Origin of the sequence: Rheinheimera sp. NSM, from assembly GCF_052380015.1 — a bacterium.
Taxonomy (GTDB): domain Bacteria; phylum Pseudomonadota; class Gammaproteobacteria; order Enterobacterales; family Alteromonadaceae; genus Alishewanella.
In genome coordinates this window covers 124,290-149,497 of sequence record NZ_JBQTCI010000001.1, presented here as the reverse complement: position 1 = coordinate 149,497, position 25,208 = coordinate 124,290, and the positions used below count along the sequence as shown (strand labels likewise).

The following is a 25,208-nucleotide window of genomic DNA, read 5'->3' as shown; positions in this document are numbered from 1 at the left end:
CGGGTTGTAATCTCCTAAACTCTCCCGCTCTAAGCTAGAATATCGATATATCAACTATGGTAATGATAATTCCACTCTATTATTCACATTTCTGATTGTCAGCCTCGGCACCATATCCTCGTCTGAGAAGTCGTAAACCAATAGTTCCGGCTGGTACAAATCAAACGCCTGTCCAACAAAAACGCAGACAGCATTTGACGCACATATCAGCAAATGTATTCGCTTAATGGCATAACTATCATGGAGGGCCTGCAATAAGGTATGTAACTCGGTTTTTAACTCAAGTCCGTTATGAGGATGTGGGATCGCAGCGTTACCCATTTGTTTTGCCTGCACCTGAATGACGGGTAACCCAAGCTTACCCAGTTTATTCTTCATTGAATCTGGGTAATTTGTCATCGCAATACTGAGAACCAGCTCATTTACACCCGATAATTGCTTCTCATCCCAATGAATTTGGTAAGGCTTTTCGATTTTTTTTTCTTGTGGCCACATCCAACAACTTCCATCTCTGTAGCGAAGCATAGGTATGATCTCACATTTATTGCCCAGACACGCTCCCAACCCAACCAATGCCGGCATAGGCCCAAATGCAAAAAGCGCTGCTTTGTGGGAAGTATTTTTTGTTTGCTGAATAATAGAGTTAGCTTCTTGCTGAACAATGTCATCCATGTCTCGTATAAAGTTTTCAGGTCTTGCACGATAACTCTTATCATTGCTACTCAATATGTTAAGTGTGCCGAAAATGCGAGCTTTAATATGTGACAGACAAATTGCTATGTCACGCTCATCTGGTTCTGACGAGACATGACCTCCAATCGGCCAAAGGATTGAGAACACCGGAAGGGGTTTGAAGCTTAAACCCTGCAGTAACTTCTCTACATTCCTTTTGAAAGTTTCTCTCATTCTTGATAGGCGACTCGCATCGAAGTCTACTGTAGCAATCTTATCTACCAAGCGATGATGCTTGTCGCACAACATCAAAACATTACTAGACTCATCTGACAACAGTGCAGATAAATACGGTATACCCCTAGGTCCTGATTCAGAAGACGCGACGATATGTGCATTGTAACCATAATTGCCAATGTAACCGGTTAAATCATCAACACTTAGTTTCTCTCCACACCCCTCGAACATGCAATAACCATGACTGTCACGCGCTACTTGATCAAGTGTCTGCTTTGAGAAACCTTTACCTCTCCCTTTTTCGTTTCGAGATTCCAATAGCTGGTTGAAAAATGCTTCATACTGATTAAAAGTTAATTGAGTTGATTGTTTGGCACACGCCTCCCATAAACTCATCAAGTTTTCAATGGTACTGAGGTCACCTGCAGTTACCTGCTTTCCCTGTAAATGACGCACTTCAATTCCGTCATCTGCTCCGAGAGTTGAAAAAGCTTGATTTTTTTCATCACGAGGAAGGTTAAGCCGAAGGCTTATCGTAATATCCGTAGCCTGAAGGAGAAGAATTTGATTTTGACCAGCATCATCAGTTAAAACACCGAGTCTACTTGGCTTTGGCATCTTACCTATTTTAGACAAGAATTCGTTAAGCTTTTCGAGAGACTCAATTGGTTCGAATGCCGCTTGGTGAAAAAGTAAATTTTGCTGAGTCATATACGCTCCATCGTTTTTCTAATCGTTTATCTCAAGCTTTAACTCGGAGATATTCCCTTCATTCAACGTATAGACGGATACTTTCTGTAAACCTACAACAATAAAGAAAAGGGGGCGGTCGGGATTGTCAACCTCATGTTCTCGCCAATCTGTTCTATCTATATTGGACGGCACTGGCTCGGCCTGCGGGTGCGTGTGCCAGGTGCCAATGTATCCAAGTAAGTGATCTGATTCTTCGTAAGCACTGTCCACCTCAATTTGGTGTAGTTTTGCATCCAATCTGAAACTTGTTCTGGTTCTAATATCTGAAGGTTTCGGGATTGTTATTTTATCTACGAGAACATCTCCGTTTTGAAGATAACATCCGATAAGTAATCCCGCTGACTCAACTGATTTAGGCGTGATCTGCCGAAAACTACATAATTCTTGATTAAGCTCCGTTGATATATAAAGGCGCTTACCGTCCTTGCATATATAACAAATAGGCTCTTCTCGATAGCAAACATCACACAAAGGGTGTCTTAACGATAAACTTTTCAACGAGGATTTAAAGTGTTTGTAGCGAGGAGTAACTCTAAGCCCCTCTGATTCCGAATCAGCACTAGCACCTTTCCAGCTCAATTTCTTCGATTCTGATACTTTCCCCTCTAAAAAGTTGACTGATAAATTTGCAGCTATTAGCGCGGTTTGTGCTGAGCTTATTGCACCATATGGAATAAACATCTCACCGCAACCGGCATAGTTTTTAACCACGTTCTGATCTGAAGCAAGGAAGTTCAGGTTAGATGCAAGACCTCGAGTTCCGGTACTGGGCTCGACATATGCACAACGTAAACATCCTTTTGAGTTGGGGATGTCCAAAATAGCATGCCCACCTATACCATATCCCTCTAGCCAGGTGTACACCACAGGTACGTGGATGTTTTCTTTTGTCAGGAATTCATGAAATAAACGCTCATGCGTGGGTGAACCAATCGCAATGATAATAAGGTCATAACCTCTTAGTAGCTCAGCATTTCGATTTTCCAACAATGAGGTAGTCAAACTATTCACACTCACCCAAGGAAACCTAGCCTTTAATTGTAAGGCTACAGCATAAGATTTTGGCCAGTCGGTATAGTGCCTTTCAAGAGTATGTCTGTATAAGTTAGAGGTTGTGAATTTATCAGGATCAGCAATGTCAATGTGACCAACACCAGAGGAACCTAGCTTATGTGCTATTTCACTGCCAACGGAGCCACACCCAAACAGTATAATTTTCTTTCGATCGAGCGTCGGGTTTGCTCCGCTTCTTGGTAACATTAGTTTTTTATTAAATACTTCTACAAAGAATGGCTCAATTTTCCATTGCTCAATTTTCTCGACGTTATTGGGAAACTCCCTCTTTTTATCTCTTCTCAGTAGCACACCAACCCAAGCTTTTCCTGACGATGTTAAAACGTTTAATACGATCCAGAATTCCTTGGCTCTGCGAGGATAAAACTCTCTTTCAAGTTTAGTTTTCAATTCTGATGGAAGAAGTTTGAGGTTATTCAACAACCAAGTTTTTAACCCTGCAGCATCACGGGGTATTTCTGGAGTTACCGATTGCATGGGTATAATACAGCCAGATGCGTCCTGGTGAGCCTTACGCTTATCTATTTGGAAAAATCGGGCTACATTGTCATCATTAACTGAGGCAGGTTGGGCAACAAAAGATGCTGTGATACTCATTACGCTATCTGGCGATAACGGCCTAAATAGGTCAAGTCTCATGTAGTCCGTTGACTCTACTGTGCAATACAACGTTTTCGGGCTTTTGAGACGTAGACATTTGGTATTGGCATACCAATTAGTTCTGAACTCTCTAAGCAGCTCGTTTTGATTGAATTCAGTATCAGTAATAAGCTTTTCTAGCAGTTTTACATGCCGTTTAATAGACTCCTCAAATGCCAATTCTGGTCTTTCAAAGTTTACAGACACGGAGTCCATTTGGTTAACACATATGGAGCCAAGTTCTTCAACGCCTTCAAATGGCAATACATGCGCTAATACTCCGTAAGAAGTGTAATCTTTCAGGAAAAATTGGGGTAGATGCAATATCTCATTAACACAGAAGTGTAACAATGATACAACACGCCCATTGATGTCTACGCTAACTAGTAGAGCATCTAAACTTGCATAGCAAACTGGTTGTACATCAAACTCACTGTCAAGGAAATGTTTGATTACATTAGTATAATCCAGCTTATGCACCTTGTGATGTCCCTGACGCTCCCGATGAGCTCAGAGCAGCAGCACCAAAAGACCTTGTTGCCGACTTTACTTGTGAAGATTGCTCCTCGACTCTAGCTGGCACTTCAAAATCGTCACCAAAAACACTATTTAAAATAATACATTGCTTGATTTCGTCAGTCTCATCTAATGCTTTCTGAAGTTCGGTCTGCAGTTTTAGTAGCTTATTTCGAAACTGTGTACCCACATTTAAGTCGCTACCGTCTGCATAGCCGCCATTCACTTTATGTTGGAATATATCTCGTTTAGGTATTTTGGGTAATCGAACATAAACACGGTATTCGGTTGTTCCCCAGGGAGCCGTAATGTAATCAGCGTTGAGAATCGAATCTATTGTGTTTTTCAAAGCTGTTAAATCATCATCCACTTCTGATGAAAATGAGTTAGGAGCATACTGCTCCTTAATCATTACTGTGAGCCCGATTGAGAAAATTTTCTTTTTAACGTCTGCAGAAAAATTAACATCTCGCCACCTTTTTATATATCGAATTAGGCGCTTCAACTGTTTACGTTTTATAACAGCGCCAAATACATACTCATCAACGCTATCGATCCACTCAATTAAACCTTTTTGATCAGACTCTGACCATGACTTATGATTATCACCTGAACCATTCTTGCCTACTGCAAGGTAATGAGTGTCACCAAAGAACGATGCCTCTTTCTTGTACACAGTATAGTCAATATGCAAGTTAACCGATTGATAATCGGCTGTAACACAAGGTTTTTTAATACGAGGTTCTTTAAAATTACGCTTTACCAGAACATTTTTGATAATTTGTTTGGGAGCTACTGGATCGGTGGGGGCCGTCTCTGAATCAATTACAATGGCACGATCTATATCAAAGTCACCATCCAAACTATTTATCGCAGTATTCACTGCAAATGAGCCCTGCATAAATGTGTCAATAATAGGGTATCCAGCCTCTTTAAACGCAATTTTAATGTCATCGAAAATGCTTAGATCTTTCTCTTTAGCCTTTTTATACCCTTCAGAGTGGCTGGTTAAGTAAATTTTATTATCAAATTTATTGAAGTGGGTTTGTATAGGCATAGATCAGATATCTCCACAGGGCTGATTTTTTAATAGTGGGGACTGTTTCATTAACATGCAACTGGCAGTATGAAAAATGTTCAGCACCTTTGCTTCCAAGAAAAATGCCTTGGTATAAGTAGCATGCAAGGTTTCTGCTGCGCTCGGCAGAGTTGTTTAGTTTAGTTGTCGTTACAAAGTCATTTTCAGCATTAATATTATCTAATGCCAGCTCCTAGCCTTCCCTAAATTCTGAACTTAGCTCGTAAGTTTTATCAAGCAATTCACCAACACAAATCATCGCATCACGGTAGGCTGAAAAAGATTGTCCAACCTGATACCACTTGTTACATCGATACCCAGGTATGAGTACTATGATGTTATTAGAAGCTTCCGCCCTATTTAGTTTCGCTAGAGTAGGTAAGTCATGGCCTATCTCTCTCCATTCACACAACAGAGCTATTGCCTGCTTCTCAGATACTGACGAATATTCCATATTCAGCCCTCAAGGTTAACTTTTGGTAAAATTTAGGTGTTTATATGGTTGATGTAAAGGCGGTGTGAATTTAAAATCGTTGCAAACACCGCAAAATACGCAGGAGCAATTTTTAGCATGAAGCCGAGCCAGTCAAATCAGTATATGAATTTTCCACGACCAGTGAGACCTGAAAACCCATCGCCACTTGAGATGATTATTTATCAGTACGAGCTTAAAGCCAGCGAATTTCATAACGGCAGAAACAGCCAGGCTCCGGCTAACGAGACAACAAAGCAGAGGGCTGATCGCATAGCAAAGCGGGATAAAGATTGGCAACACTTGCGTTTAGAGCGCCGCAAAATTGCTGCGCACATTATGTACCAGGAAAATCTAACGGCTTATCGCAAATCTAATGAGTCCAAGTCTGTTCGAGAACTGGCAACCGAAAACCATCATCCAACAAAGATGTTGGCCAGAAACTTACTTGCCGTGGGTGAGCCGAAACCAACTCCAATCCATGAGGCTCACCATATCATCCCAGGCTCAGGTAAGCACCGCAAAGAGTTGATTATTAGAAGTCGCCTGAATCTGCATGCATTTGGGTTCGGTATCAATGACCCGCTAAATGGCATCTGGCTGCGTAACTTTGCTAAGAACACTGCTGATGACTGGGCAACACCTGAATCGCCGGCACACAGACCAATCCATACCTACAACTATGAAACCTGGATTGCGTCGAAGTTTTCAAACGATAATCTGCCGGAGCGTGTATTCTTGTCACGGCTACAAACAGTAAAGCGTGAACTTCGTACAGGGTCTCACCCGGCTGATATTCTTCAGAGGAAAGCCGGCTGATGGAAAATGAATTAATGGAAAAGACAACAACAGTATATCGGCTAAAGCCTGTCGAAAATTCTTATCAAGTCCCCGAGCTGGATTTATTTGGATTTGCTGACATCCTTGGCGATGAAGATTTATCGCTAGTAAGGCGCCAACCCAGAACCAACGAAAGTTTACTGGAGAAATGGACACCGAGCAGGTGTGAACTGGCTTCAGAATACCATCAAGGATTACCGGTACCGGATGTGTCCTTCTGGGGCTCATACTTGCTGTTGTCAGAAGAGGCTTATAACGCTTTTAAAAACCTGCTGGCTGATGCCGGAGAGTTTTTAGCGCTTCAGGTCGGCTATATGCAGATGTACATTTTTGTCCCGCTGCAGTTTGCAAAAGAGGACACCTCGAAAACCTTACGTCACTATGAAGACGGGTTTGAGTGTGGCGTGGAAACATTGGTATTTGAGCAGTCATCATTGGCAGACAAGTCCGTATTTAAGTCAGAAATGTATGGTACTCATGGCCTGTTTGCAACGGGTAGCTTTAAAGAAGCTTATGACAAGCATGACTTTACTGGTATCGAGTTCGACAAGGATTTAGCTGGCATTTTCTAGCGATTAACTTGAGCGAGCTGTCAATAACGCCCGGTATAAGACCGGGCGCTGCATTAACAATACAGTTAGAATCGAACACCTATAGTGTTGCCGCTGTCGTCTTCAACTGGAAGATTATGCGTATCGAACAGTTCGCCCTTTATCCAAATATAATAAGGTGGCCAAAAGCTATATTCTCTGGCTAGTATCAAAACGTCTTTAAGAGATTTATCTGTGGCATCTTTCAGTCGAAAAAACATAAAGGTAGATTCATCGACGAAATTTTCCCTGAGCTCGTCATCGGGGTAAATCTCTTTATATGGCCTGCGCTTTTCGTCCTCCTCATCTATGAAATTACTGTAGATTTCAAATAACTGATGTTGGGTCAGCATTTCCAGTAGATGGTCTTCTATCAGAACGCCATCAGACGTATCGATATCCATGCCATCCTTGGTGTCAAACGCCAACACATAGCCTTCAGCAAAAGCAGTTTCAGCTGGTATAAAATGAGCATTAGCCTGAACCACTTCATGCCAGTGATTAAATCTGGCCGCCTTGGCTACTTCGTCTAGGGCTTGGGTGTGAGTAATAGCTTTTTCGCGTTTGAGCTTGCGAGCCTTTCGCTTCATCCGCTCGACATTTTGAGTAGAAATAACTTTGATTAATTGCATGACTTAGTTCTCCAATACGCATCTACGGTGCCCACTGCCGCGGTTGCTGAAAAACCTAAGCATTGATAAAAGGTGGTTTGGAGCCGTCATCCCATCCGGGTTTGCTAAAGTGGGCAGCTGGCCATGACTATGCCAATGGCCTAATAATATCTGGGGCGATAAGAATGTCAAACATCTAATGAATTACCACTAACAAAATTGACACCTCTAAGCGATTTCAATTACTTGAGCCTGTTGATATCTTCCTGCGGCGTTCTGATTTGTGCCAATAGCGGGCGTTTCAAAGTGAATTGCAAGTCGGTTCTAATGCTAATGCCAGAACTTTAAGAGCATCAACTGTGTTACTGAGACTTCTCAGTAACGCCCTATTGTAAAAGGCGTGTACACGCTGTAATTTGTTGAAATTAGGGGCGATGTGTAGTCAATCCTCAGTAACGCATCAGGTGTTACTGAAAAGTCTACATAATAACTATTAGAATTCAAAGAGCACTAAGGAGTTGATGTGAAATCCTGCTATATATCAATACCAAGAAAAAGCTGGGTCATCGAACTCGCAGAAGAGCTCAAGCTTCGGGGCATAAAAGCTGTTTTTGCTACTGACCTTGAAGAGTTTGAAGGAAGCTACGCATCTACTGTTGCATCAGTCATAAAATCGTGCGACATCACTTTATGTATTGCGGACGACGAAGAATCTCTAAAGACGGTTCTCTTTGAGGCAGGCATTGCGTTCGGTATTGGTAAAAAGGTCTTGCTTGCAACATCCTACGAAGCTGGAAATATTCCGATAAATTACTCCGAGTTCCCAATTATTCGTTTGGACTCATCTAGGTACATAGAAATAGCCAACTATGTCGAAGAGTTAATGAAATATGGGAAGAGACCCATATCCAAAAAGAAATATAACTTTACACCTAGCAAGCCTATCGGTGAATACTCAAATAAATACCTAGACTCTTTGCGAAAAATTGAAGCAAATCTTACCGAAGGTTCTGATAGAGGAAAAGTATCTCAAGATTTCGAAAAAATAGTTGCAGACGCTATAAGAAAATCTGGTGTAAATATCGTGTCAGAGTTTAGATCTAGAAGATATAGGCCAGACATTGCAATCTGGAGTGATGAGCTTACGTATATTGGAGCAAATCCATTAATCGTTGAAGTAAAGTTAACAATAAAATCTGTCTCGGACGTAGATAGGGTCGCAGATAAGCTAAACCACTACCTTCATGAATCAAACTCTAAATACGGCCTACTTGTTTATTTGAATGGTCCAGATCGTTCTGAGTACTTTTATGAGTTGCCATCAAATATCATTGCTATCTCTGGCTACGAGCTGCTTGAATTACTAAAAAATGAGAGCTTTGGTGAGGTTATTAGAAGTCTGAGAAATCAGCGTGTACATGGCATTAGGAGATAAAGATGGCGACTTTATCTCAGGCAAGAATGCAAGGGTACATTGTGCAGGGCCAATCTGCTACAACAACCAAAGGAAAAGGTGATGCATTTGAAGAACTACTTTCTTACGTAATTGGGAAAGTTCCTGGAATATCTATTACAAGAAGAAATGTACTGAATGACGCCCACTCAGAAGAGGTGGATATCGCTTTCTTTAATGAACAGAAGCAAAAGGGATTTTTCTTTCTTCCTAACTTCATCTTGGCAGAATGCAAAAATTGGTCACGGCCTTTGGGAAGTATCGAAGTTAATTGGTTTGACACAAAGCTAAAAAATCGAGGCTTGAGTTTCGGAATTCTGTTCGCTGCAAATGGTATCTCGGGAGATGCGCCAGAAAGGACAGCAGCAAGAGATGTTATTTCAAATTCCCTCAAAGAAGGGCGAGATATTGTTGTCATAACTCAAGCCGAGTTGTTGGCCGTCCAGGATACTGATGAGCTATGCCAAATGATCAAAGAAAAAATATGCGATTTAAAGGTCAGTGGAACAGTCATTTGAATTCTAACAAGGCCAGCCATAGCGAATGCTTTTTCGTTTCGGCTGAGCGTCCACTGCAAAGCTGCGCAAGCTGGCAACGTTATACATAAGGCAAAACATGGACATCCACACCAATATTAATATTATAAATAATTACAGGTTGAGCTCCTTTCCTGAAGATCGAATTAACACGTTAGTAAGCGAGCTAAATGTCCACTACCAGAAACTAAATGGATATATAGAGCATGAAATATCTGGAGAAAAAATCGATATTGAGCTGATTGATGCCATCTCAAAGCTTTCAGAGATTTCAAGACTTGCCCCAGTAAGAATTGAAAAGAGCGTATTCAGCGGTGATTATAGATTTGCAGTTGAAGTTCTAGAGTCTGCAATAGCCTTGGCTCAATGTTCATCCCAAAGTCCAAGCATCCGCAAAAAAATTATTTCTTTCGGCTGGGAGATGCTTGAAAAAATATACGATTACTCTTTTGAATCCTTAGTAAATGAGTCACTAACCTACCATTGGCTGAAGAAGAGAAACCTTATCACTACTCATGCCATACGATCTAGGTATTCACAACTTCACAAGAATGATAATGCAATAAGGTTTGAGCCAAGCGCGTCAGACCTAGAGGACTTCTACCAAAAAAACAAACAGAAACTCTATGAGTTCATGGTCTTCAACTTGAATCGCTCCACAGAGTTACACGATCCCTTTTCAAATCAGCATGAGTCTGACTACTATCACTACTACAAGACCTTAGAGGGTCTTAATGTATAACAAATCGCTCAAATCGTTCGCTCCGCTCACTGGGGCGGGCTAAAGCCCGCCCCTTAGTCTCGCTCGAAGCGAGCGTTCGATGTGTAGCGTTCAAAGCAGAGTGCCGGCGACGCTGAGACCACACAGAATTTTGGATGCTGCCTATCAGCGTCTATAGAGATTCACTTTTATATCGTTACTAATCAAGCTACCCTCGCTCCATGATGAAATAATGTTTCTTGAGTCAAGCCACCTAACCAATTCTAAATTATCTGAATTGTTTTTCAGCCTAGGCGTAGTAAACCCAGTTTTTATTTCGGAAAATGGCTTTGGTAGATTGACTAAGACCTGACGGACTTCGTCATCCGTCAAAAGAGATTGATATTTGTTGAAGAGTGAAATTTGTGTCGCTGTTGGCGCAGAATACGTTATCAATGCTTTAGCAATACCCCCATTAAGGTTGGATATGTTGGCGTTGGTGTTGTTAATAATTTGGCCGATAAGTGCTGCTCGCTTGGGGAGGTTCACGAGCAGTTCTAGGTCCATTAATTCGACTATCCCTAACTTGGCTACAATATCAATCTCAGACCGAAGGAGTTCCTCTCGGAAGCCATCGTCAAGTCCAAAATTGTCTGGGTTCGCCAAATATGTGTCGATGTTAGCTGCGACAAATAGTACTTCCAAATCCCTATGGTCAGCGAGCGCATCAAGACTCTCCTTGGTGAAAGTAATTTTTCCTTCAACGATCAGGATTCGAAGCTTGGTGGATTCGAGTACTTTGGGTGGGAGATTGAGCGACTTCGGCAATGCTTTAACATATTCTCTGTAGGAGGAATCAGACAGCGAACCCGCATTGAAGAGGAACAGACGCAGTTTCTGTGAATCCGAATCGCTAGGTATAGTGTGTTCGAGAATAACCTTACGAACGTCATCTCGATCCAAATATTCGGCTAAGATACCCGCTTCGAACACGTTTCCTTCAATGAAAGTAAGACAGTTTAACCAAGTTGGTTCAATCTTACTTAACTGAAACAGCATCGAATGAACCCTCTCAGGCACATCCTTTAGAGCTGGCAGCAGTGTTGTCTGGCGTTCAAGAAATACACGAATATCATCTAGAGCAAACGTATCGTGGTGAATCACAGCGAGGATGGCAGAAGCATCCTCTTTAGAATTTTCTTCATGCTCCAAAAGTACATTGCTAAAGTAGCGGTCGAAATCGCGTTCGACCCGTTTCATCAAGGCTGCGTTATTTGTCGCTCGTATAGCCGTGAAATTACTCACACGTATTGGCTCGAGATCGCTCTCTCCCAAAAGCGCTTGATACACGTATTCCAGGTTCGCCATCGTTATTTCGAAAAGGCCCTCCTCGAACATAAATCGTACAATCTCAGAGTGTTCTTTGATTGCAGCCAGATCTCTGACTTCAAAGTTGAGGTATGCAAGTCGTTCCGGTGCTAGTTCAGGTAAATTCACCAGAATCTCCGGAAGATTCGCCGCAACAAATTCTGGTAGCTCGTCAAAATCTCTTGCGAATTTTTTGAGCGAGTTCTCCGGTAAGCTCGCGACTAATTGTGTGACGTGGGAGATATCGTTATCGCTGGCTAAGGCTGTTGGAATTAGACTTTCCCATGCGTTGGCTAGTCCCGAAAGAAGTCCGGCAACATCGCTGCCGCTGGTGTAATAGGCATCGAAAAAGCCCTCGCAGCTCTCAAATTTGGTAGATAGAAACTCTAACAGCTTCTTTGCTTGCCCGCGGTACCTGTTCTGGTCACTTAAGAGACTATCGACGAGCTTGACGTTTAAGATGTAGCTTTGCCCGAAGTCCTCGTATCGCATTGCAGCGATAACTTCTTGAGGATTATCGATCGGAAATCCTGGCTCTGGCGTAACGAATGCACGTATCTGGATCAGAAACTTATTGTCATTAGGCGACAAACGGCCTGAGTGAAAGAGTGAAGTGTATTGGTAGTAGGTATCGTCGAGATGGCCTTCCAAGATCAGAAAGCGGGCAAGCTCTCCGTTCTCCCCAAAGTTCTCTAAAATATCCTGCATGCTTTCCGCATTCAAACGCAACAGCTCGTTGAGTTTGGTCGTGCGAAGCGTTGCGATCTTTGATCTTAGGTCGCGTATTTGACGCAAGCTCTTGTTCTTATTATCAGCCGCCTTATTTTCGATCTCTTCCTTACGTTGCTGATAGGTTTTCTGAGAGTGCACCTCACTTTGCAACTTGGAAACATCGACATGTTGATGGTAATTATAGCCATTGTGATAGAATAGGCGCGTAGCACCAATCAGTTGCTCGAAAGCATCATGGTTCGCAAGCTGAGTAAGCGATATCCATGTACCCTGATCAAGACTGACACTGTTAACATTCGCTGGAATCTTTTCAATTAGAGCCATAGCATAGATTTGCCGCAACTCTTTCAGGTCTGATGGCGTCTGTCGCTCGGCTAATTCAAGTCGCTTTTCGAGTTCTGCGATTTCAGCCCTATACGTAGCTTCACCAGTCCTAATGAGCTCGTCCTGGCGGTTCAATATTTCGGCGAGATTACCTGCGCCGCGGTGCAATTGTTCAAAGTCGCTCGGATAGACATTTTTATAGATCAGGATCGCGAGGAGCTTGTTGGCGTTGAGCAGAACCTCTCCATCAGTTTCCAAGTTAGCCACATATATGGCGTACTCATTAAAGATATTCTGAATCAACCTCAGATCGTTCAGATATCGTGAGACTTCTCTCAGAAACTGCCGATCCAAGCGTCCATCAAGCTCTAGTCTTCTTCCCTGTTCCAATACCATGTCAATCGAATTAGATGTATTTATGATAGGGATGACCGGAATAATGAATTCAAAGAACTTGGTTCGATCGGTGTTGACAAACATGTCGTCGCGCAGCGCATAGAGGAATTTGATGGAGCGCTTCACGCCGGCATTCTCGTTTACGAGCCTATTAATTTCGCGCATAGTTACGAATATTTCAGCATCGTTAAATCTATCTAAATCTTCAATGATTACGAGATCGTAATCTGTTGCTTGGAAGAAGTAGACTATTTCGTCTAGGTGGCGATTTAATATGGACGTCTGGTCATCAAATGCAGGTCGTATCTCAACATCCTTCAACGAGAGACTCTTAAGTGACAGTCCGAAGCTCGCGACATAAAAATGATGCAAAGTCCCCCATAAGAATGTTGCCGCCAGCAAGAAGGCTCCCAGATGGAACCAATTGCTGAGTGCTAACGGCACGAAGAAATTGCCGCTGATGATGTATTCTCTCTGATGGAAAACGTACCAAAGCGCTAGAATTCCAAGCATGATGTAAAGAGATTTAAAGGCCGACCAAACGCCAGGTGACTGAATTCTTTTAAACCTGGACAGAGGAAGCTTGTTTGCGTCAGCACCATACAGCATTTGTTGCAGAATACTTCTTTCAATCTCTTGACGGCTTACCTTCTCGCCTTCCGAATCAGCCTCCGACACGAACGCAGCGAGAGATATATGAAGCGCGGAGCGCCGATATTTCTTCAAAAAAGATTGAATGATGCTGCTCTTTCCTGATCCGTAGGGACCCGTTAGGGCAATATTGGATACCTTCGCGTTGTTTGTCGCAAACAGAATGGCTTCGGAATAAACGCCAGTCTTGTCCGCATCATCAGTTGGCGCAAGGTCTACAAACTTCGATTTCACCTCGGCGGAATGCTCTTTGCTTTCAAGCCAAGACACAAAGTTAATGAGGCTATTGGCAAGCCAGCGTGTTAGGGAGGTGATGGTCTTTATCATAGGATGTTGAACTAACCTCTAATAAACGAAAGGCTGACTTAGATCTGCCCAATTTTGACTGGGCACCAATGCTTATTTAAATTCTATGTTTGGACTCGGATGTCAGATTGAAACTAAGGTTTCATCTCAAAGCATTCAAATCACCAGTGACTATTGAATCAAGATTTTGGGTCGGTGGCTAATCCGTCCGCTATGTGCGAAAAAGCTGCTTCCAAAACCAATATGTAGTGCGTTGTTTAACTTAATAAAAACTATAGTAAGACAACTTAGCTAAAATGGAAACCTATGGGAGAACCACACTTATGTTGCGTATGAAATAGTTAAGACAAACCATTCTTTTGGCCCTGTTGGAGTTGGAACTATAGCATCATCCCCTTCCTCCTTTTTTAACAGAGCTCGTGCCATTGGCGAGTCAATAGAGATGTAATCATTACGGCCATAGATTTCATCAGGGCCGACGATACGGAATTTCTTGGTCTCACCATTAGCATCCTCAACTTCGACCCAGGCACCAAAAAAAACCTTTCCATCTTGCTGGGGTGAGTAGTCGACTATTTTGAGAACCTCTAAACGCTTACGAAGAAAGCGAACACGGGAATCGATTTGTCGAAGTAACCTCTTATTCTCCTTGTAATCGGCGTTCTCTGATCTATCACCTAAGCTTGCTGCCCATGCAACTTTCTGCGTGATTTCAGGCCTATACACACGCCAAAGATGGCTCAGCTCTGCATTTAGCTTTTCGAAACCTTCGCGGGTGATCAAGTTTGTCTTCAAGATTATTCCTACAACTGATTAATCAAAGAAATTGTAAAGCCTTTTTAATGGCATCTATGGTTGCCACAGGCAAAAAGGACTCATTACTATCGGCCGATAATATACTTCCATTTGGCCCTATCACCAATTGATGCCGGCGCTTAAATTCATTAGATAAAAGATATTCAAGCGCATCTCTTTCAAGGCTTGTAAGCCTTTTGGAGAGAGTATCTGATGACTTTCCATCAAAAATCTCTATCACTCGATCGATAGGTGCTATTTCATTAACTAGCCTTTCTGCTGCGACTTTTTGTGAATAAAGGATTCTGGCTTGAAGTTTTACCACCGGATCTTTCAGCTCATCTATCCACGCATAATTTTTGCCATAGCTTGGTTTATTGATGTTTGAAGGTTTCGGGGATTGGTTGGCAAAGCTTGATATTAACGTGCGATAGGCTTCACCTGTTTTATTTCGAATGCTTTGTGCAGCAGGGACACCTCTCCCTTTACCGAGCCGGGCAATGGTAGTGTAGCTAAATTCATCCAACCCCCGCTGCTTTTGCTCATTACAAACTTCATAGATAGCTTGCAGAGTGTGGTGGACTCGCTCTGAAACCTGTGATTTCAGTTGTTCCAAGACGATATCTGGAGATGCTTCATTCATATTATTCGACCAGTTTAAGTGGGGTTGCACCCATGAATAGTTGTTTCAATTCATTCTTAGAAATTCGTTCACTTTCTTCAAAGTCATTTAACGCCAAGCCCCCATCAATAAGGCGGTCGATTTTTTCCCAGCTTTTTAACCTTGTGAGCATCAACTGAGTCAGTTGGTTACCCACTACAAGTTGTTCAGTTTCGTTTAAATGTAAAAAGTGTGGGGCAATACCGTTCTTCACCAACAACTTATCGAGAGCTTGACTCCTTCTCGTCACCGCGTGCTCATCTGTACAACTGTGATAAAGCTCGGCGTTTTCACATATTTCAGATAGTTGTTGAAAACCGCTTACTTCACTGATTTCAAAATTCAGTGAAAAGTCCCTAGGAACAATTAGTTGAAGCTTGGCTCCTTCAGGTGATGAGTCTTGATTAATGATCGATTGACAGTTTAATAAGTATTTATGAAGCGCCTGCATATCACTCATGTACAAATCCATTTTTTTCGCTTTGACTTCAATTTCTGAGTTCAGTTTTCGTCGTGCAGATTGGAGTTTAAGTTTTTCACTCTCCAAATTTGACGCTTGAGAGCTTTGTGATTTCTGCTGATATATTTGATGTGAGATTATGTCTATCTTAGTAACTGTGTTGTCGAGCTCTTTCTCTAAGAGAGTGTAGCGTTGCGATTGAGTATTCATTGCCAAACACAGTTCGTTGAATAAAGCAGCCAATCCCGTCATAAATGCAGGGCCAGTGACAAAAAACCTGCATTGAATACAGTTTTGCTCTCCAAGATAGCCAGCCATTACAGGGTGAAAAATATTGGCTTTCATAGCGACAGCTTCGCCCCCTTCGCTACAAAACCCCCCGCCAACTGGGCATATGCCAAAGTCTCTGAAAAGATAACTGGATGCAGGCCTGGAATTATTAATAGTTGAGAGAAAATCAGCATTGTTAGCGACGAGTTGGCTCTTGCATTGCTCAATTCGTTGGGATTCAATAAAGCTTTTTAGGGTGTCAGTCGCTTTGTTTAATGCTTGCTTTTCACCAAGAGTAACTTTCTCACGGATATTGGCTCCTGACTTGTCGCTCTTAATGTAGTAAATAGACATGATGATCGAAGAATGACCAACCAGTTTCATAATAACTTCAATAGGCAAGCCAAATTCATAAGCGTAGGCATTTATCAGGCTAACCCGCATAGCGTGTGGTGTGTAGACTGATTTAAATGGTGAAAGGGCAATTGATTGCTGTTGCTTGAGTTGAGAAGCACACTCGTTATGATTCTGCCCTGCGTATGTAGCTGAAACGAGTTGGTCGTCAGATGAAAAAAATAACGCAGCCGCGAGTCTAGACGCTAATCTTCCACCAAATATACCGGGCTCACTATCTTGAAAGTCACGAAATAAGAAACAATTTTTCCCCTTTTGTTTCTTTTGGATTTCGTTCAAAGTTACTCTAGTGCATTCTAGCCACTCTGCAGGCCTTACTATTGGGTTGTATTTTTCTTGCCATTTCCTTAATTTGATTAGCCAATACGCTAACTCAATAGGCATAAATGGAATTGCGTAGCCTTTACCATCGAAACTCGTTTTGTTCGAGGTATAATAAACACCAAAATCTCCATCCTTAGTTTTGTTTATCATGCATTGGCAGCTGGTTAAACCTGCCAATTTATTTCTATTTGGGGACCAGATTATTTTCCCATTCTGAAAATCTGGAACTTCGAGGTCTGCTTCTCCAGAGTCGCAATAGACAATTTGCCTTCCTCTTGCAGGTAATTGCATTAACGCATAGGTATAGGTCCAATAAATAGGAAGCCACAGATATGTTTTACCTCCCTCAGTTTTGGTAACACAATCAGGATCTGATGGGTCAATAGCAAAGGAGTCATCAACTTGAATCCAATCGGCCGAAAATTTATGCAGATGGATAAGTTCTGAATAACTAATTTTTTCAAATTGCGCTTGAGGGAAAGCCCACTCGCGACCGCCTTTTACATATTGATATGGCAACGCCAACTTGTTTGTTTCATTAATTGAAGCGGGTGTTTGTTCATCATCAAAATTGATGTGAGAAAACGGATTTTTTGCTCCCTTTATGCGGGAAACTTCACCTGTATCATCGTCCTCTATTGTCAAAAACTTTTTGATGATCCAGTTTAAAAATTCACTGATTGAGAAAAGCCACTTTTTCTTCCGAGTGATAGACACAGATTCAAACAATTCAAGCATGGGTTGAATATTTGTTTTACCGCGAGTGAGGTAATCAAGTGGAGAAGTTTCGAACATATTTGGCTCAATATACTCCCGAACAAACTCACATAAGTCCTTGACTTTAGTACCTCCCCCTTTTGCCATTTTCAAAAACTCGGTTATCAAATCACCCCACTGCTTCCAATCAGGTTCAAAATATTTCACTTGATATGGTCTTTTTAGACCAAAAAAATCATAAGTATTGGTCCAACCTTTGCCATCGTAATATTCAATCGGAGAAGCAGGAATCTTGGGGTCGTTAAGTTTGACTCGCATAACTTTATAATCGTACAGCGATGTGCAACCGTGCAACTTGACTATTTTTATTAATTCATGAAGTTCATAAGGTTTTGGAATATCTAACAAATCGTACCAATCAATCCAATCCTTAAATTTCTTATCAGGTTTTGAGGGGAGTTGAGCATAGTTTTTCTGAATATGGCGGTATTGTTGCGAGTCGCGAATCCCCAGCACTTTGCATGCATTCTTTAATTCTAGAAGTGTATTTATCCAAATAGGCAGTAAAAACTGAGGCCAGGATTGCCAGTCGGCGGCATAGCTCACTTCAGGAGTACTGGGTAAATACGGGTCTTTACGGTATCGCTGCGAGTATCCTGCCTTTGTGGTAATGCCAAGGGCTTGGGCAGCCTGCTGGGCTTCGGCGTAGGAAGCGTACAGAGCTTTCGCTTCCAGGCCTAAAAACTGAGGCCAAGATTTCCAGTCGGCGAAATATACCTTATTCGGATTGCTGGGCAAACGCGGGTCTTCACGGTATCGCTGTAGGTATTCTGTGCTTGAGGTAAAAGCAAGGGCTTGGGCAGCCTGCTGAGCGTCGGCGTAGGTGGCGTATAAAGTTTTCACGTCCCGGCCTAAAAACTGAGGCCAGGATTGCCAGCCGGTAGAATAAGTTGTAGCAGGACTACCGGGCAAACACGGGTCTTCACGGTATCGCTTTAGGTATTCTTTGCGTGTGGTAAAGCCAAGGGCTTGGGCAGCCTGCTGAGCCTCGGCGCAGGAAGCGTACAGAGCTTTCGCTTCCTGGCCTAAAAACTGAGGCCAGGATTGCCAGTCGGTGGAATAAGTTGCAGCAGGATTACTGGGCAAACGTGGGTCTTCACGATATCGCTTTAGGTATTCGGTGCTTGTGGTAAAGCCAAGAGCTTGGGCAGCCTGCTGGGCTTTGCTAAGAGATGCATAAAAACGTTTCCTCATAGACCCAATTCCCTCGCTCTTTCTCTGATTTCATCGTCCTGGGGTTTTATATACACCAAACAACTATTAGGGTTTTTATGGTGCATAGCTTTTTGGATTTCTAATTGGTTGAATCCCGATATCGCGAGCCTATACCCATAAGAGTGCCTGTGAGCATGGGGACTGGTTCCCTGATGCTTATTTGAATCTAGCCCGATACGTTTAATTGCTTTTCTATATTTTTTAATGAAATTTTTCTTGGATTCGGGCTGACCTTTACTGTTGGTAAATAGAAACGGGTGATCACCATCAATTCTTGATGTCAGATAGTCTCTCAGCAGATCAGTAAATTCGACGGCTTTAATGTTGGGAAAAATCATGACATTGAACGAAAGATTGCGGGCTGTAAGTAGTGCGCCTTTCCACCCAGAATACAGTCTGTGCGAGCGGTGATATTCATTTCGCGGTTTAAGGTGAAACTGTCGATTTAAAAAGTCGCGACGATTAGTAAAATCAGACGAAGGACTTGCTCCGTCACTTGGGTGAAATACAGAGATAATCGCTGCGCCTGTTTTATTATCAATCGCAATATCATGGGTATAGATGTGGAAGCATTCGGATAGTCTTAAACCACCATAATGCATAAGCATTACTATGAGTATGCTGCTTAAATCGAATTCTCCATCTGGACTTATAAATCCATATCTTAAAAACCGTTCAAAATGTTCATCTGGAAATCGAGATACAGACTCAACCGAAAGTAAATGGGAGTTTGGAGCTTTTACCCTGCGACTCATTGCAAATTTGTTCGGTGACGGGTGGTTTAAGTGGTTTAAAAAGCAGTTCGATTGACGTTTGTAGTAGGCACACCATAGGATTCTTTCTTCCGCCTTAGTTGATCGCCTTAAAGGATTGAGATTGGGTAATTCGTACCCATAAAGACCATCAATGTAATCACAATACAAATTGACATGACTGAGCAAAACATTCACATCTGCAACTTTTCGAGGGAACCAGTATAGGTTCAATTCATCAGTTTGATTGCAGTCTACAGTTCCAAAGTTTAGGGCATCTACGAAAGTTTCGAGCATCTCTGTCGCTGACATGTCTGAATGTTGATTAGCATTGATAAATTTCAAAAGTAGCTGAATTGCAAACGTATTTCGTTCGAGCCAAGATTGGGATTTATTGCGTTTTGTGTAAAGAAATCTTAAATGGGATATAAGAAGACCATTTTCAGTGAACAGAGCGGGTAGCCTTTTCGCTGAAGCAGCTTGAGAGGCCGTAAACTCAACATTTAGCTTCAGAACAGCAGGCATATTTATACCAACTTATGAATAGTATAGGGTATATAGTCAGGGGTTCTTATTATGTCAAAGTGATAAAGTTTATTAAGACATATGACCCCGCTGAGAAGATAAAGGTATATTTAGTATGATTCTCTTAGGGGTTCTAATATCAATATAATAAAAAGCTGCTGCGCGAAACCGATCGCCGCATCCGTTTTTTACGTAAGCGGCTGGAAGTGCTGCGGGTAGTCGATTACTCACCACAGCAAGATGGTCGGGTGTTTTTTGGCGCCCGGGTTGAAATTGAAAATGAGCAGGGCGAGCAGCTGAGTTTTCGCATAGTCGGGCCGGATGAGATTTACGGTCGTAAAGATTACATTTCCATCGACTCACCGATGGCACGGGCACTGCTGAAAAAAGCTGTTGATGACGAAGTGCTGGTGAGCACCCCTACCGGCAACAAACTGTGGTTTATAAACCATATCAGTTATACCGCGGTGCCTGCTGAGCGTTAAGCAAATTGGATTTTTTGCCGCTTAAAGTGGACAATCAGCTTATCTTATTGTCTTTAGACTGACGTTTATCACCCACCCGGGTGCTTTTATCAGGAATTTTTTCTTTATGTCTATCATTATCAAGCAAATTGCTGCAGAGATCGCGGCCCGTCCGGAACAAGTCGCCGCTACTATAGCGCTACTGGACGAAGGCGCGACCGTGCCTTTTATCGCCCGCTACCGCAAAGAAATTACCGGTGGTTTGGACGATACGCAATTGCGTCATCTGGACCAGCGCTTAATTTATCTGCGTGAGTTAGAAGATCGCCGGCTGGTGATTTTAAAAACCATTGATGAGCAGGGCAAACTAACGCCGGAACTGAAACAGGACATTCTGGCGGCAGACAACAAAACCCGGCTGGAAGATTTATACCTGCCGTACAAAGCCAAACGCCGCACCAAGGGCCAGATTGCCATTGAGGCCGGCCTGTTGCCGCTGGCAGATGCGCTGCAGGCCAACCCGGCACTGAACCCTGAAACCGAAGCGGCGGCTTACCTTAACGCCGAAGCCGGCTTTGCCGATATAAAAGCAGTATTGGATGGCACCAAGTATATTCTGATGGAACGTTTTGCCGAAGATGCCAACCTGCTGGCACGCTTACGCCGCCACCTGGCACAAAACGCCGTACTAAAAAGCACCCTGGTCGCCGGTAAAGAGCAGGAAGGCGCTAAATTCCGTGACTACTTTGCCCACACCGAAAGCTGGAAAACCACGCCGTCGCACCGCGCGCTGGCGATGTTCCGCGGCCGTAATGAAGGCTTTTTACAACTGCAACTGCTGCCGGATGCAGACGAAACCACAGCACACAGTGTGTGCGAACAAATGGTCGCCAGTCACTTTAATATTAAAGACGAAGGCCGCGCCGCCGACGCCTTTTTACGCACCGCCGTACAGTGGACCTGGAAAGTAAAATTACACCTGCAGCTGGAAAACGATCTGTTAAGTGAGCTGCGCGAAAAGGCCGAAGAAGAAGCCATTAAGGTGTTTGCCCGTAACTTAAAAGACTTATTAATGGCGGCACCGGCCGGCATGCGTACTACGCTGGCGCTGGATCCCGGCCTGCGTACCGGCGTTAAAGTTACCGTGATAGATGAAACCGGTAAGCTGCTAAGCCAAAATACTATTTTTCCGCATGCGCCACAGAATATGTGGGATAAGTCTGTGCGTACCCTGGTGGCACTGTGCCAGCAACACAAAGTGGAACTGATTGCCATTGGCAACGGCACTGCCTCGCGTGAAACCGATAAACTGGCCGCTGAGGTGATCAAAGCCCTACCGGCACAAGCCTTGCAGAAAATTATGGTGTCTGAAGCCGGCGCCTCAATCTATTCCGCTTCTGAGCTGGCCGCGCTGGAGTTTCCGGATCTGGATGTGTCGCTACGCGGTGCAGTCTCCATTGGCCGCCGCTTACAGGATCCGCTGGCAGAGTTGGTAAAAATTGAACCTAAAGCCATAGGTGTGGGCCAGTATCAGCATGATGTAAACCAAAGCCTGTTAACCAAGTCGCTCGATGGCGTAGTAGAAGACTGCGTAAACGCGGTCGGCGTAGATTTAAATACTGCTTCAGTGCCGCTGTTGGCTCGGGTGGCCGGGCTAAATAAAACCCTGGCACAAAATATTGTGTTTCACCGCGACAGTAATGGCCGCTTTAATGAGCGCAAAGAACTGTTAAAGGTGCCGCGGCTGGGGCCCAAGGCTTTTGAACAAGCCGCCGGCTTCTTGCGCATCAATAATGGCAAAAACCCTTTGGATGCCTCAGGTGTGCACCCGGAAGCTTACCCGCTGGTGGAAAAAATACTCAGCGCGCATCAAAAGAGCGTGGAGCAAATCATCGGTAACAGCAGTTTTTTAAACAGCATTGATGCCAAAGCCTTTGCTGATGAGCATTTTGGCGTGCCTACCATTACCGATATCTTAAAAGAACTGGATAAACCCGGCCGCGACCCAAGACCGGAGTTTAAAACCGCCAGCTTTAAAGACGGTGTGGAAACGTTAAAAGATCTGAAAACCGGCATGTTGCTCGAAGGGGTCGTCACCAACGTGACCAACTTCGGCGCCTTTGTTGATATCGGCGTGCACCAGGATGGTTTGGTGCATATTTCCTCATTGACCGACAAGTTTGTCAGTGATCCGCACCAGGTAGTAAAAGCCGGTGATGTGGTAAAAGTAAAAGTGCTGGATGTCGACATTGAGCGCAAACGCATTGCACTCACCATGCGTATGGACGAGCAACCGGCCCCCAAAAATGCAGACAGAGCTGCGGATAAAGCCGCACCGCGCCAGCAAAGTAATAAAACCGCAGCGCCACGTCAGGCCAAGCCGGTCGACAACAATGCTGCTATGGGTAATGCCTTTGCTGAGGCCTTTGCCAAACTGAAGAAGTAAGGTAGACGACGCTGATAGCTACAGCAGGTGCTAAGCCTGCTGCAGCGACTGTCTGACTTGCGGCTCGGTGGCGCGCTGATAAAAACCGGCGATAACATCACGCCGCAGCTGCATTTGTGCGCTGATGGCAAGAGTATCGCGTTGCGGGTAGACAATGGCATTGCTGCTGTCATCTGATACGCGGTAGCTTATTGCTGTTTGCTGCACTTGTTCTGCAAAGCCGGCGCGGCCACTTCCGCTGTCAGCCGCATCCGTTGGCTCAGTATCAACCGGTTTAGCATCAGCAGGCTTAGTTTGCGCTGAGGTTTGTTGCACCAGCTCAGCTTGTGCCTGAATTTGCCGCTGCGCGGCTTCGGAAGCTATGCGGCGGTCTGCTGAGGACGGTTCTGCCGGCGCCAATGCCGCTGCCCGCACCTGCTGCATTTTTTGCACCGTGGCCTGCGGATCGCCGGCTACCGGTGAAATATCAATCGATACTTCCCCACCGACAGCATATTGCTTACCATCCGGACCTAATTCATAGGAGTAAGATGGGGCTCCGGCGTAACGCCCACCCACCGCAGCATGGGCTTGCTCGTGGGTTTTTACTTCCTGGTCGCGCGCTTTAAGCTCGCGTATTTCTGCTTGTTCTTGTTGTTCGGCCTGTTGCTGCTCTGCCTGCTGTTGTTTTGCATCTTGCTGTTCGCGCTCAGCATCCTGCTGCTCTGCAGACTCGTCGCCACGACCTTCTACCGCTTGCTGCGTCTCAGTTTCTTTGCCGTTAGCATCGTATAAATTTACCTGAGTCTGGTTGCCATTAGCACTGCGGACTTTTTCATCGCTAACCAGCGGCTTTTCCGCCGACGATTTTTCAAGTTCTTTTACCGGTTCAAATAAATCCCTGCGCAGCGCATCACGCCGCGCCATTTCAGTCGGCGGATTCGCCGTATTGATACTGACATTAGGATAATTTGATACCAGCATAGTCATCAGACGCGAATATCAATCACGCTGCCGAGCACATCGTCGGCAGTTTGAATACTTTTTACATTCGCCTGAGCATTACGTTGCTCTTGCCCCAGCTGCACTAAGCTATTGGTTAACGATCCCGGTTGTTCCGCGGTTTGTAATGTACGTGGTTGCTCCGTAGCTGCGGTTTGCGCTACAGCTTGCTCAGTCTCATTTTGCCGGTTGGCACGGGTTTGACGGTTGATATCCAGCGTAGCATCCGTTACCCCGGCGCTGGCGCGGGAGAAACCCTGCATACCCGAATACAAAGCAGATTGAATATCCATGATACAACTCCGGTAACCTTAGCAAATACCGGTCAATTATTAACCAAAACGCCGCTAAAAGGAAGCACCGCCTTAGGCTAAAAGGTTTTAACAGCCTTAGCTTTGCTTAACCGACAGGCCTAACCACTGCAATAACCATTGCATAAATTCTGCCGGATGCGAAATAAAAGGCGCATGTGAAGCATGTGCCAGTACAGTAAAATCTGCGGTCGGCTGCAGCTGTTGCAGCTGCGCCGACACCGCCACCGGCACCAAAGAATCCAGCCGGCCAAAAATACCTCTAACCGGCTGCGTTAAAGCCGCGAAGTCTGCGCGTAAGTCGGATTGACTCAGCAACTGCAAAGCACCGGCCACTGCCGCCGGTTGCGCCATCGGGTAGGCCATGATCGCTTGTTTCAACACTTTGGTATCATTACGGGCACTGCTGCTACCCATTGCCTGGATAGCTAAAAAACGCTCTATCGTTTGTGGCAGGTTTTCGCTTAACGCCCGGGCAAACTGCTGCATTACCTGCTCTGCCATACCAGGCCAGCCTGGCCGGGCAATAAAACAGGGCGACGCGGCAACCAGACCAAGCTGCTGCACTTTGTCAGGGTAACGCCCGGCTATCGCTATAGCCAACAGCCCGCCCAGTGACCAACCGCAGACATAACTTTGCCGCGGTATTTGCGCGGCCAGCGCTTCGACCACCACATCCAGCTGATAAGGCTGCGGGTAGTTTTGCTGCCGGCCAAAGCCCGGTAGATCCGGCGTCAGCAGCTGAACCTTATCCGCTATTTGCTCTGCAATACTTTGCCATACGCCCTGGTTTACCCCCCAGCCATGCAGCAACACCAGTGTTGGTTTGTCGGAATTCATTTTCTCTGCCATAGTTACAAAAATG

At 44.2% G+C, this 25,208-nt stretch carries 19 protein-coding genes; 7 read left to right on the top strand and 12 right to left on the bottom strand.

Annotated features, from left to right (window positions below):
• Nucleotides 1-54: 54 nt before the first annotated feature.
• The 3 genes from ACTZWV_RS00660 to ACTZWV_RS00650 are packed head-to-tail and all read right to left on the bottom strand — an operon-like array spanning nucleotide 55 to nucleotide 4,948.
• Nucleotides 55-1,620 carry an SAVED domain-containing protein gene (locus ACTZWV_RS00660; RefSeq protein WP_444784677.1) on the bottom strand — a complete coding sequence of 522 codons (1,566 nt, stop codon included), beginning with the start codon at nucleotides 1,618-1,620 and terminating at the stop codon, nucleotides 55-57.
• A gap of 18 nt (nucleotides 1,621-1,638) precedes the next feature.
• Nucleotides 1,639-3,855, bottom strand: a complete 2,217-nt coding sequence (locus ACTZWV_RS00655; protein WP_444784676.1) for a ThiF family adenylyltransferase — start codon at nucleotides 3,853-3,855, stop codon at nucleotides 1,639-1,641.
• On the bottom strand, nucleotides 3,848-4,948 hold the full coding sequence (locus ACTZWV_RS00650) for a nucleotidyltransferase domain-containing protein (RefSeq protein ID WP_444784675.1): 1,101 nt from the start codon (nucleotides 4,946-4,948) through the stop codon (nucleotides 3,848-3,850). Before ACTZWV_RS00650 ends, ACTZWV_RS00655 begins: the two co-directional genes overlap by 8 nt.
• A gap of 592 nt (nucleotides 4,949-5,540) precedes the next feature.
• Between ACTZWV_RS00650 and ACTZWV_RS00645 the strand changes: the two genes are divergently transcribed.
• Nucleotides 5,541-6,260, top strand: a complete 720-nt coding sequence (locus tag ACTZWV_RS00645; protein ID WP_444784674.1) for an AHH domain-containing protein — start codon at nucleotides 5,541-5,543, stop codon at nucleotides 6,258-6,260.
• Complete coding sequence (locus tag ACTZWV_RS00640) at nucleotides 6,260-6,853, top strand: hypothetical protein (RefSeq protein ID WP_444784673.1); 594 nt, start codon at nucleotides 6,260-6,262, stop codon at nucleotides 6,851-6,853. Before ACTZWV_RS00645 ends, ACTZWV_RS00640 begins: the two co-directional genes overlap by 1 nt.
• 65 nt (nucleotides 6,854-6,918) lie before the next feature.
• On the opposite strand, the gene ACTZWV_RS00635 is transcribed toward ACTZWV_RS00640, so the two are convergent.
• The gene (locus tag ACTZWV_RS00635; RefSeq protein ID WP_444784672.1) at nucleotides 6,919-7,503 is read right to left on the bottom strand and encodes a hypothetical protein; all 585 of its coding nucleotides are present in this window, start codon (nucleotides 7,501-7,503) and stop codon (nucleotides 6,919-6,921) included.
• 502 nt (nucleotides 7,504-8,005) lie between these two features.
• Between ACTZWV_RS00635 and ACTZWV_RS00630 the strand changes: the two genes are divergently transcribed.
• The 3 genes from ACTZWV_RS00630 (at nucleotide 8,006) to ACTZWV_RS00620 (ending at nucleotide 10,213) form a co-directional block, all read left to right on the top strand.
• Nucleotides 8,006-8,917, top strand: a complete 912-nt coding sequence (locus ACTZWV_RS00630; protein WP_444784671.1) for a hypothetical protein — start codon at nucleotides 8,006-8,008, stop codon at nucleotides 8,915-8,917.
• A 2-nt stretch (nucleotides 8,918-8,919) separates the two neighbouring features.
• Nucleotides 8,920-9,453: a hypothetical protein gene (locus tag ACTZWV_RS00625; protein ID WP_444784670.1), complete on the top strand. Its 534-nt coding sequence runs from the start codon at nucleotides 8,920-8,922 to the stop codon at nucleotides 9,451-9,453.
• 97 nt (nucleotides 9,454-9,550) lie between these two features.
• On the top strand, nucleotides 9,551-10,213 hold the full coding sequence (locus tag ACTZWV_RS00620) for a hypothetical protein (protein WP_444784669.1): 663 nt from the start codon (nucleotides 9,551-9,553) through the stop codon (nucleotides 10,211-10,213).
• 144 nt (nucleotides 10,214-10,357) lie between these two features.
• On the opposite strand, the gene ACTZWV_RS00615 is transcribed toward ACTZWV_RS00620, so the two are convergent.
• From ACTZWV_RS00615 to gmtY, 5 genes are all read right to left on the bottom strand, one after another.
• Nucleotides 10,358-13,969 (bottom strand): YobI family P-loop NTPase, encoded by a 3,612-nt coding sequence (locus ACTZWV_RS00615; protein WP_444784668.1) that lies wholly within the window; start codon nucleotides 13,967-13,969, stop codon nucleotides 10,358-10,360.
• A 300-nt stretch (nucleotides 13,970-14,269) separates the two neighbouring features.
• Nucleotides 14,270-14,743 carry a transcription elongation factor GreB gene (gene greB, locus ACTZWV_RS00610; protein WP_444784667.1) on the bottom strand — a complete coding sequence of 158 codons (474 nt, stop codon included), beginning with the start codon at nucleotides 14,741-14,743 and terminating at the stop codon, nucleotides 14,270-14,272.
• Nucleotides 14,744-14,765: 22 nt separating this feature from the next.
• Nucleotides 14,766-15,386 (bottom strand): gamma-mobile-trio protein GmtX, encoded by a 621-nt coding sequence (gene gmtX, locus ACTZWV_RS00605; RefSeq protein ID WP_444784666.1) that lies wholly within the window; start codon nucleotides 15,384-15,386, stop codon nucleotides 14,766-14,768.
• 1 nt (nucleotide 15,387) lies between these two features.
• Nucleotides 15,388-18,843 carry a gamma-mobile-trio integrase GmtZ gene (gene gmtZ / locus ACTZWV_RS00600; RefSeq protein WP_444784665.1) on the bottom strand — a complete coding sequence of 1,152 codons (3,456 nt, stop codon included), beginning with the start codon at nucleotides 18,841-18,843 and terminating at the stop codon, nucleotides 15,388-15,390.
• Nucleotides 18,840-20,141 carry a gamma-mobile-trio recombinase GmtY gene (gene gmtY, locus ACTZWV_RS00595; RefSeq protein WP_444784664.1) on the bottom strand — a complete coding sequence of 434 codons (1,302 nt, stop codon included), beginning with the start codon at nucleotides 20,139-20,141 and terminating at the stop codon, nucleotides 18,840-18,842. The genes gmtZ and gmtY overlap by 4 nt, the downstream gene beginning before the upstream one ends.
• 206 nt (nucleotides 20,142-20,347) lie before the next feature.
• Between gmtY and ACTZWV_RS00590 the strand changes: the two genes are divergently transcribed.
• Both ACTZWV_RS00590 and ACTZWV_RS00585 read left to right on the top strand, forming a co-directional pair.
• Complete coding sequence (locus tag ACTZWV_RS00590; RefSeq protein WP_444784663.1) at nucleotides 20,348-20,626, top strand: GreA/GreB family elongation factor; 279 nt, start codon at nucleotides 20,348-20,350, stop codon at nucleotides 20,624-20,626.
• Between the two features lie 106 nt (nucleotides 20,627-20,732).
• On the top strand, nucleotides 20,733-23,051 hold the full coding sequence (locus ACTZWV_RS00585) for a Tex family protein (protein WP_444784662.1): 2,319 nt from the start codon (nucleotides 20,733-20,735) through the stop codon (nucleotides 23,049-23,051).
• 30 nt (nucleotides 23,052-23,081) lie between these two features.
• On the opposite strand, the gene ACTZWV_RS00580 is transcribed toward ACTZWV_RS00585, so the two are convergent.
• From ACTZWV_RS00580 to bioH, 3 genes are all read right to left on the bottom strand, one after another.
• On the bottom strand, nucleotides 23,082-24,014 hold the full coding sequence (locus tag ACTZWV_RS00580; protein WP_444784661.1) for a putative metalloprotease CJM1_0395 family protein: 933 nt from the start codon (nucleotides 24,012-24,014) through the stop codon (nucleotides 23,082-23,084).
• A 5-nt stretch (nucleotides 24,015-24,019) separates the two neighbouring features.
• Entirely contained in the window at nucleotides 24,020-24,325 is a 306-nt protein-coding gene (locus ACTZWV_RS00575) for an excinuclease ATPase subunit (RefSeq protein ID WP_444784660.1), read from the bottom strand.
• A 96-nt stretch (nucleotides 24,326-24,421) separates the two neighbouring features.
• Nucleotides 24,422-25,183, bottom strand: coding sequence for a pimeloyl-ACP methyl ester esterase BioH (gene bioH, locus ACTZWV_RS00570; RefSeq protein WP_444784659.1), 762 nt, complete (start codon nucleotides 25,181-25,183; stop codon nucleotides 24,422-24,424).
• Nucleotides 25,184-25,208: the final 25 nt, after the last annotated feature.

Coding starts and splice junctions, on each gene's coding strand:
- gmtX (WP_444784666.1), bottom strand. CDS start 15,386: ATGAATGAAGCATCTCCAGATATCGTCTTGGAACAACTGAAATCACAG.
- ACTZWV_RS00640 (WP_444784673.1), top strand. CDS start 6,260: ATGGAAAATGAATTAATGGAAAAGACAACAACAGTATATCGGCTAAAG.
- ACTZWV_RS00635 (WP_444784672.1), bottom strand. CDS start 7,503: ATGCAATTAATCAAAGTTATTTCTACTCAAAATGTCGAGCGGATGAAG.
- bioH (WP_444784659.1), bottom strand. CDS start 25,183: ATGAATTCCGACAAACCAACACTGGTGTTGCTGCATGGCTGGGGGGTA.
- ACTZWV_RS00620 (WP_444784669.1), top strand. CDS start 9,551: ATGGACATCCACACCAATATTAATATTATAAATAATTACAGGTTGAGC.
- ACTZWV_RS00615 (WP_444784668.1), bottom strand. CDS start 13,969: ATGATAAAGACCATCACCTCCCTAACACGCTGGCTTGCCAATAGCCTC.
- ACTZWV_RS00585 (WP_444784662.1), top strand. CDS start 20,733: ATGTCTATCATTATCAAGCAAATTGCTGCAGAGATCGCGGCCCGTCCG.
- ACTZWV_RS00660 (WP_444784677.1), bottom strand. CDS start 1,620: ATGACTCAGCAAAATTTACTTTTTCACCAAGCGGCATTCGAACCAATT.
- ACTZWV_RS00580 (WP_444784661.1), bottom strand. CDS start 24,014: ATGCTGGTATCAAATTATCCTAATGTCAGTATCAATACGGCGAATCCG.
- ACTZWV_RS00575 (WP_444784660.1), bottom strand. CDS start 24,325: ATGGATATTCAATCTGCTTTGTATTCGGGTATGCAGGGTTTCTCCCGC.
- ACTZWV_RS00645 (WP_444784674.1), top strand. CDS start 5,541: ATGAAGCCGAGCCAGTCAAATCAGTATATGAATTTTCCACGACCAGTG.
- ACTZWV_RS00650 (WP_444784675.1), bottom strand. CDS start 4,948: ATGCCTATACAAACCCACTTCAATAAATTTGATAATAAAATTTACTTA.
- gmtY (WP_444784664.1), bottom strand. CDS start 20,141: ATGCCTGCTGTTCTGAAGCTAAATGTTGAGTTTACGGCCTCTCAAGCT.
- gmtZ (WP_444784665.1), bottom strand. CDS start 18,843: ATGAGGAAACGTTTTTATGCATCTCTTAGCAAAGCCCAGCAGGCTGCC.
- ACTZWV_RS00625 (WP_444784670.1), top strand. CDS start 8,920: ATGGCGACTTTATCTCAGGCAAGAATGCAAGGGTACATTGTGCAGGGC.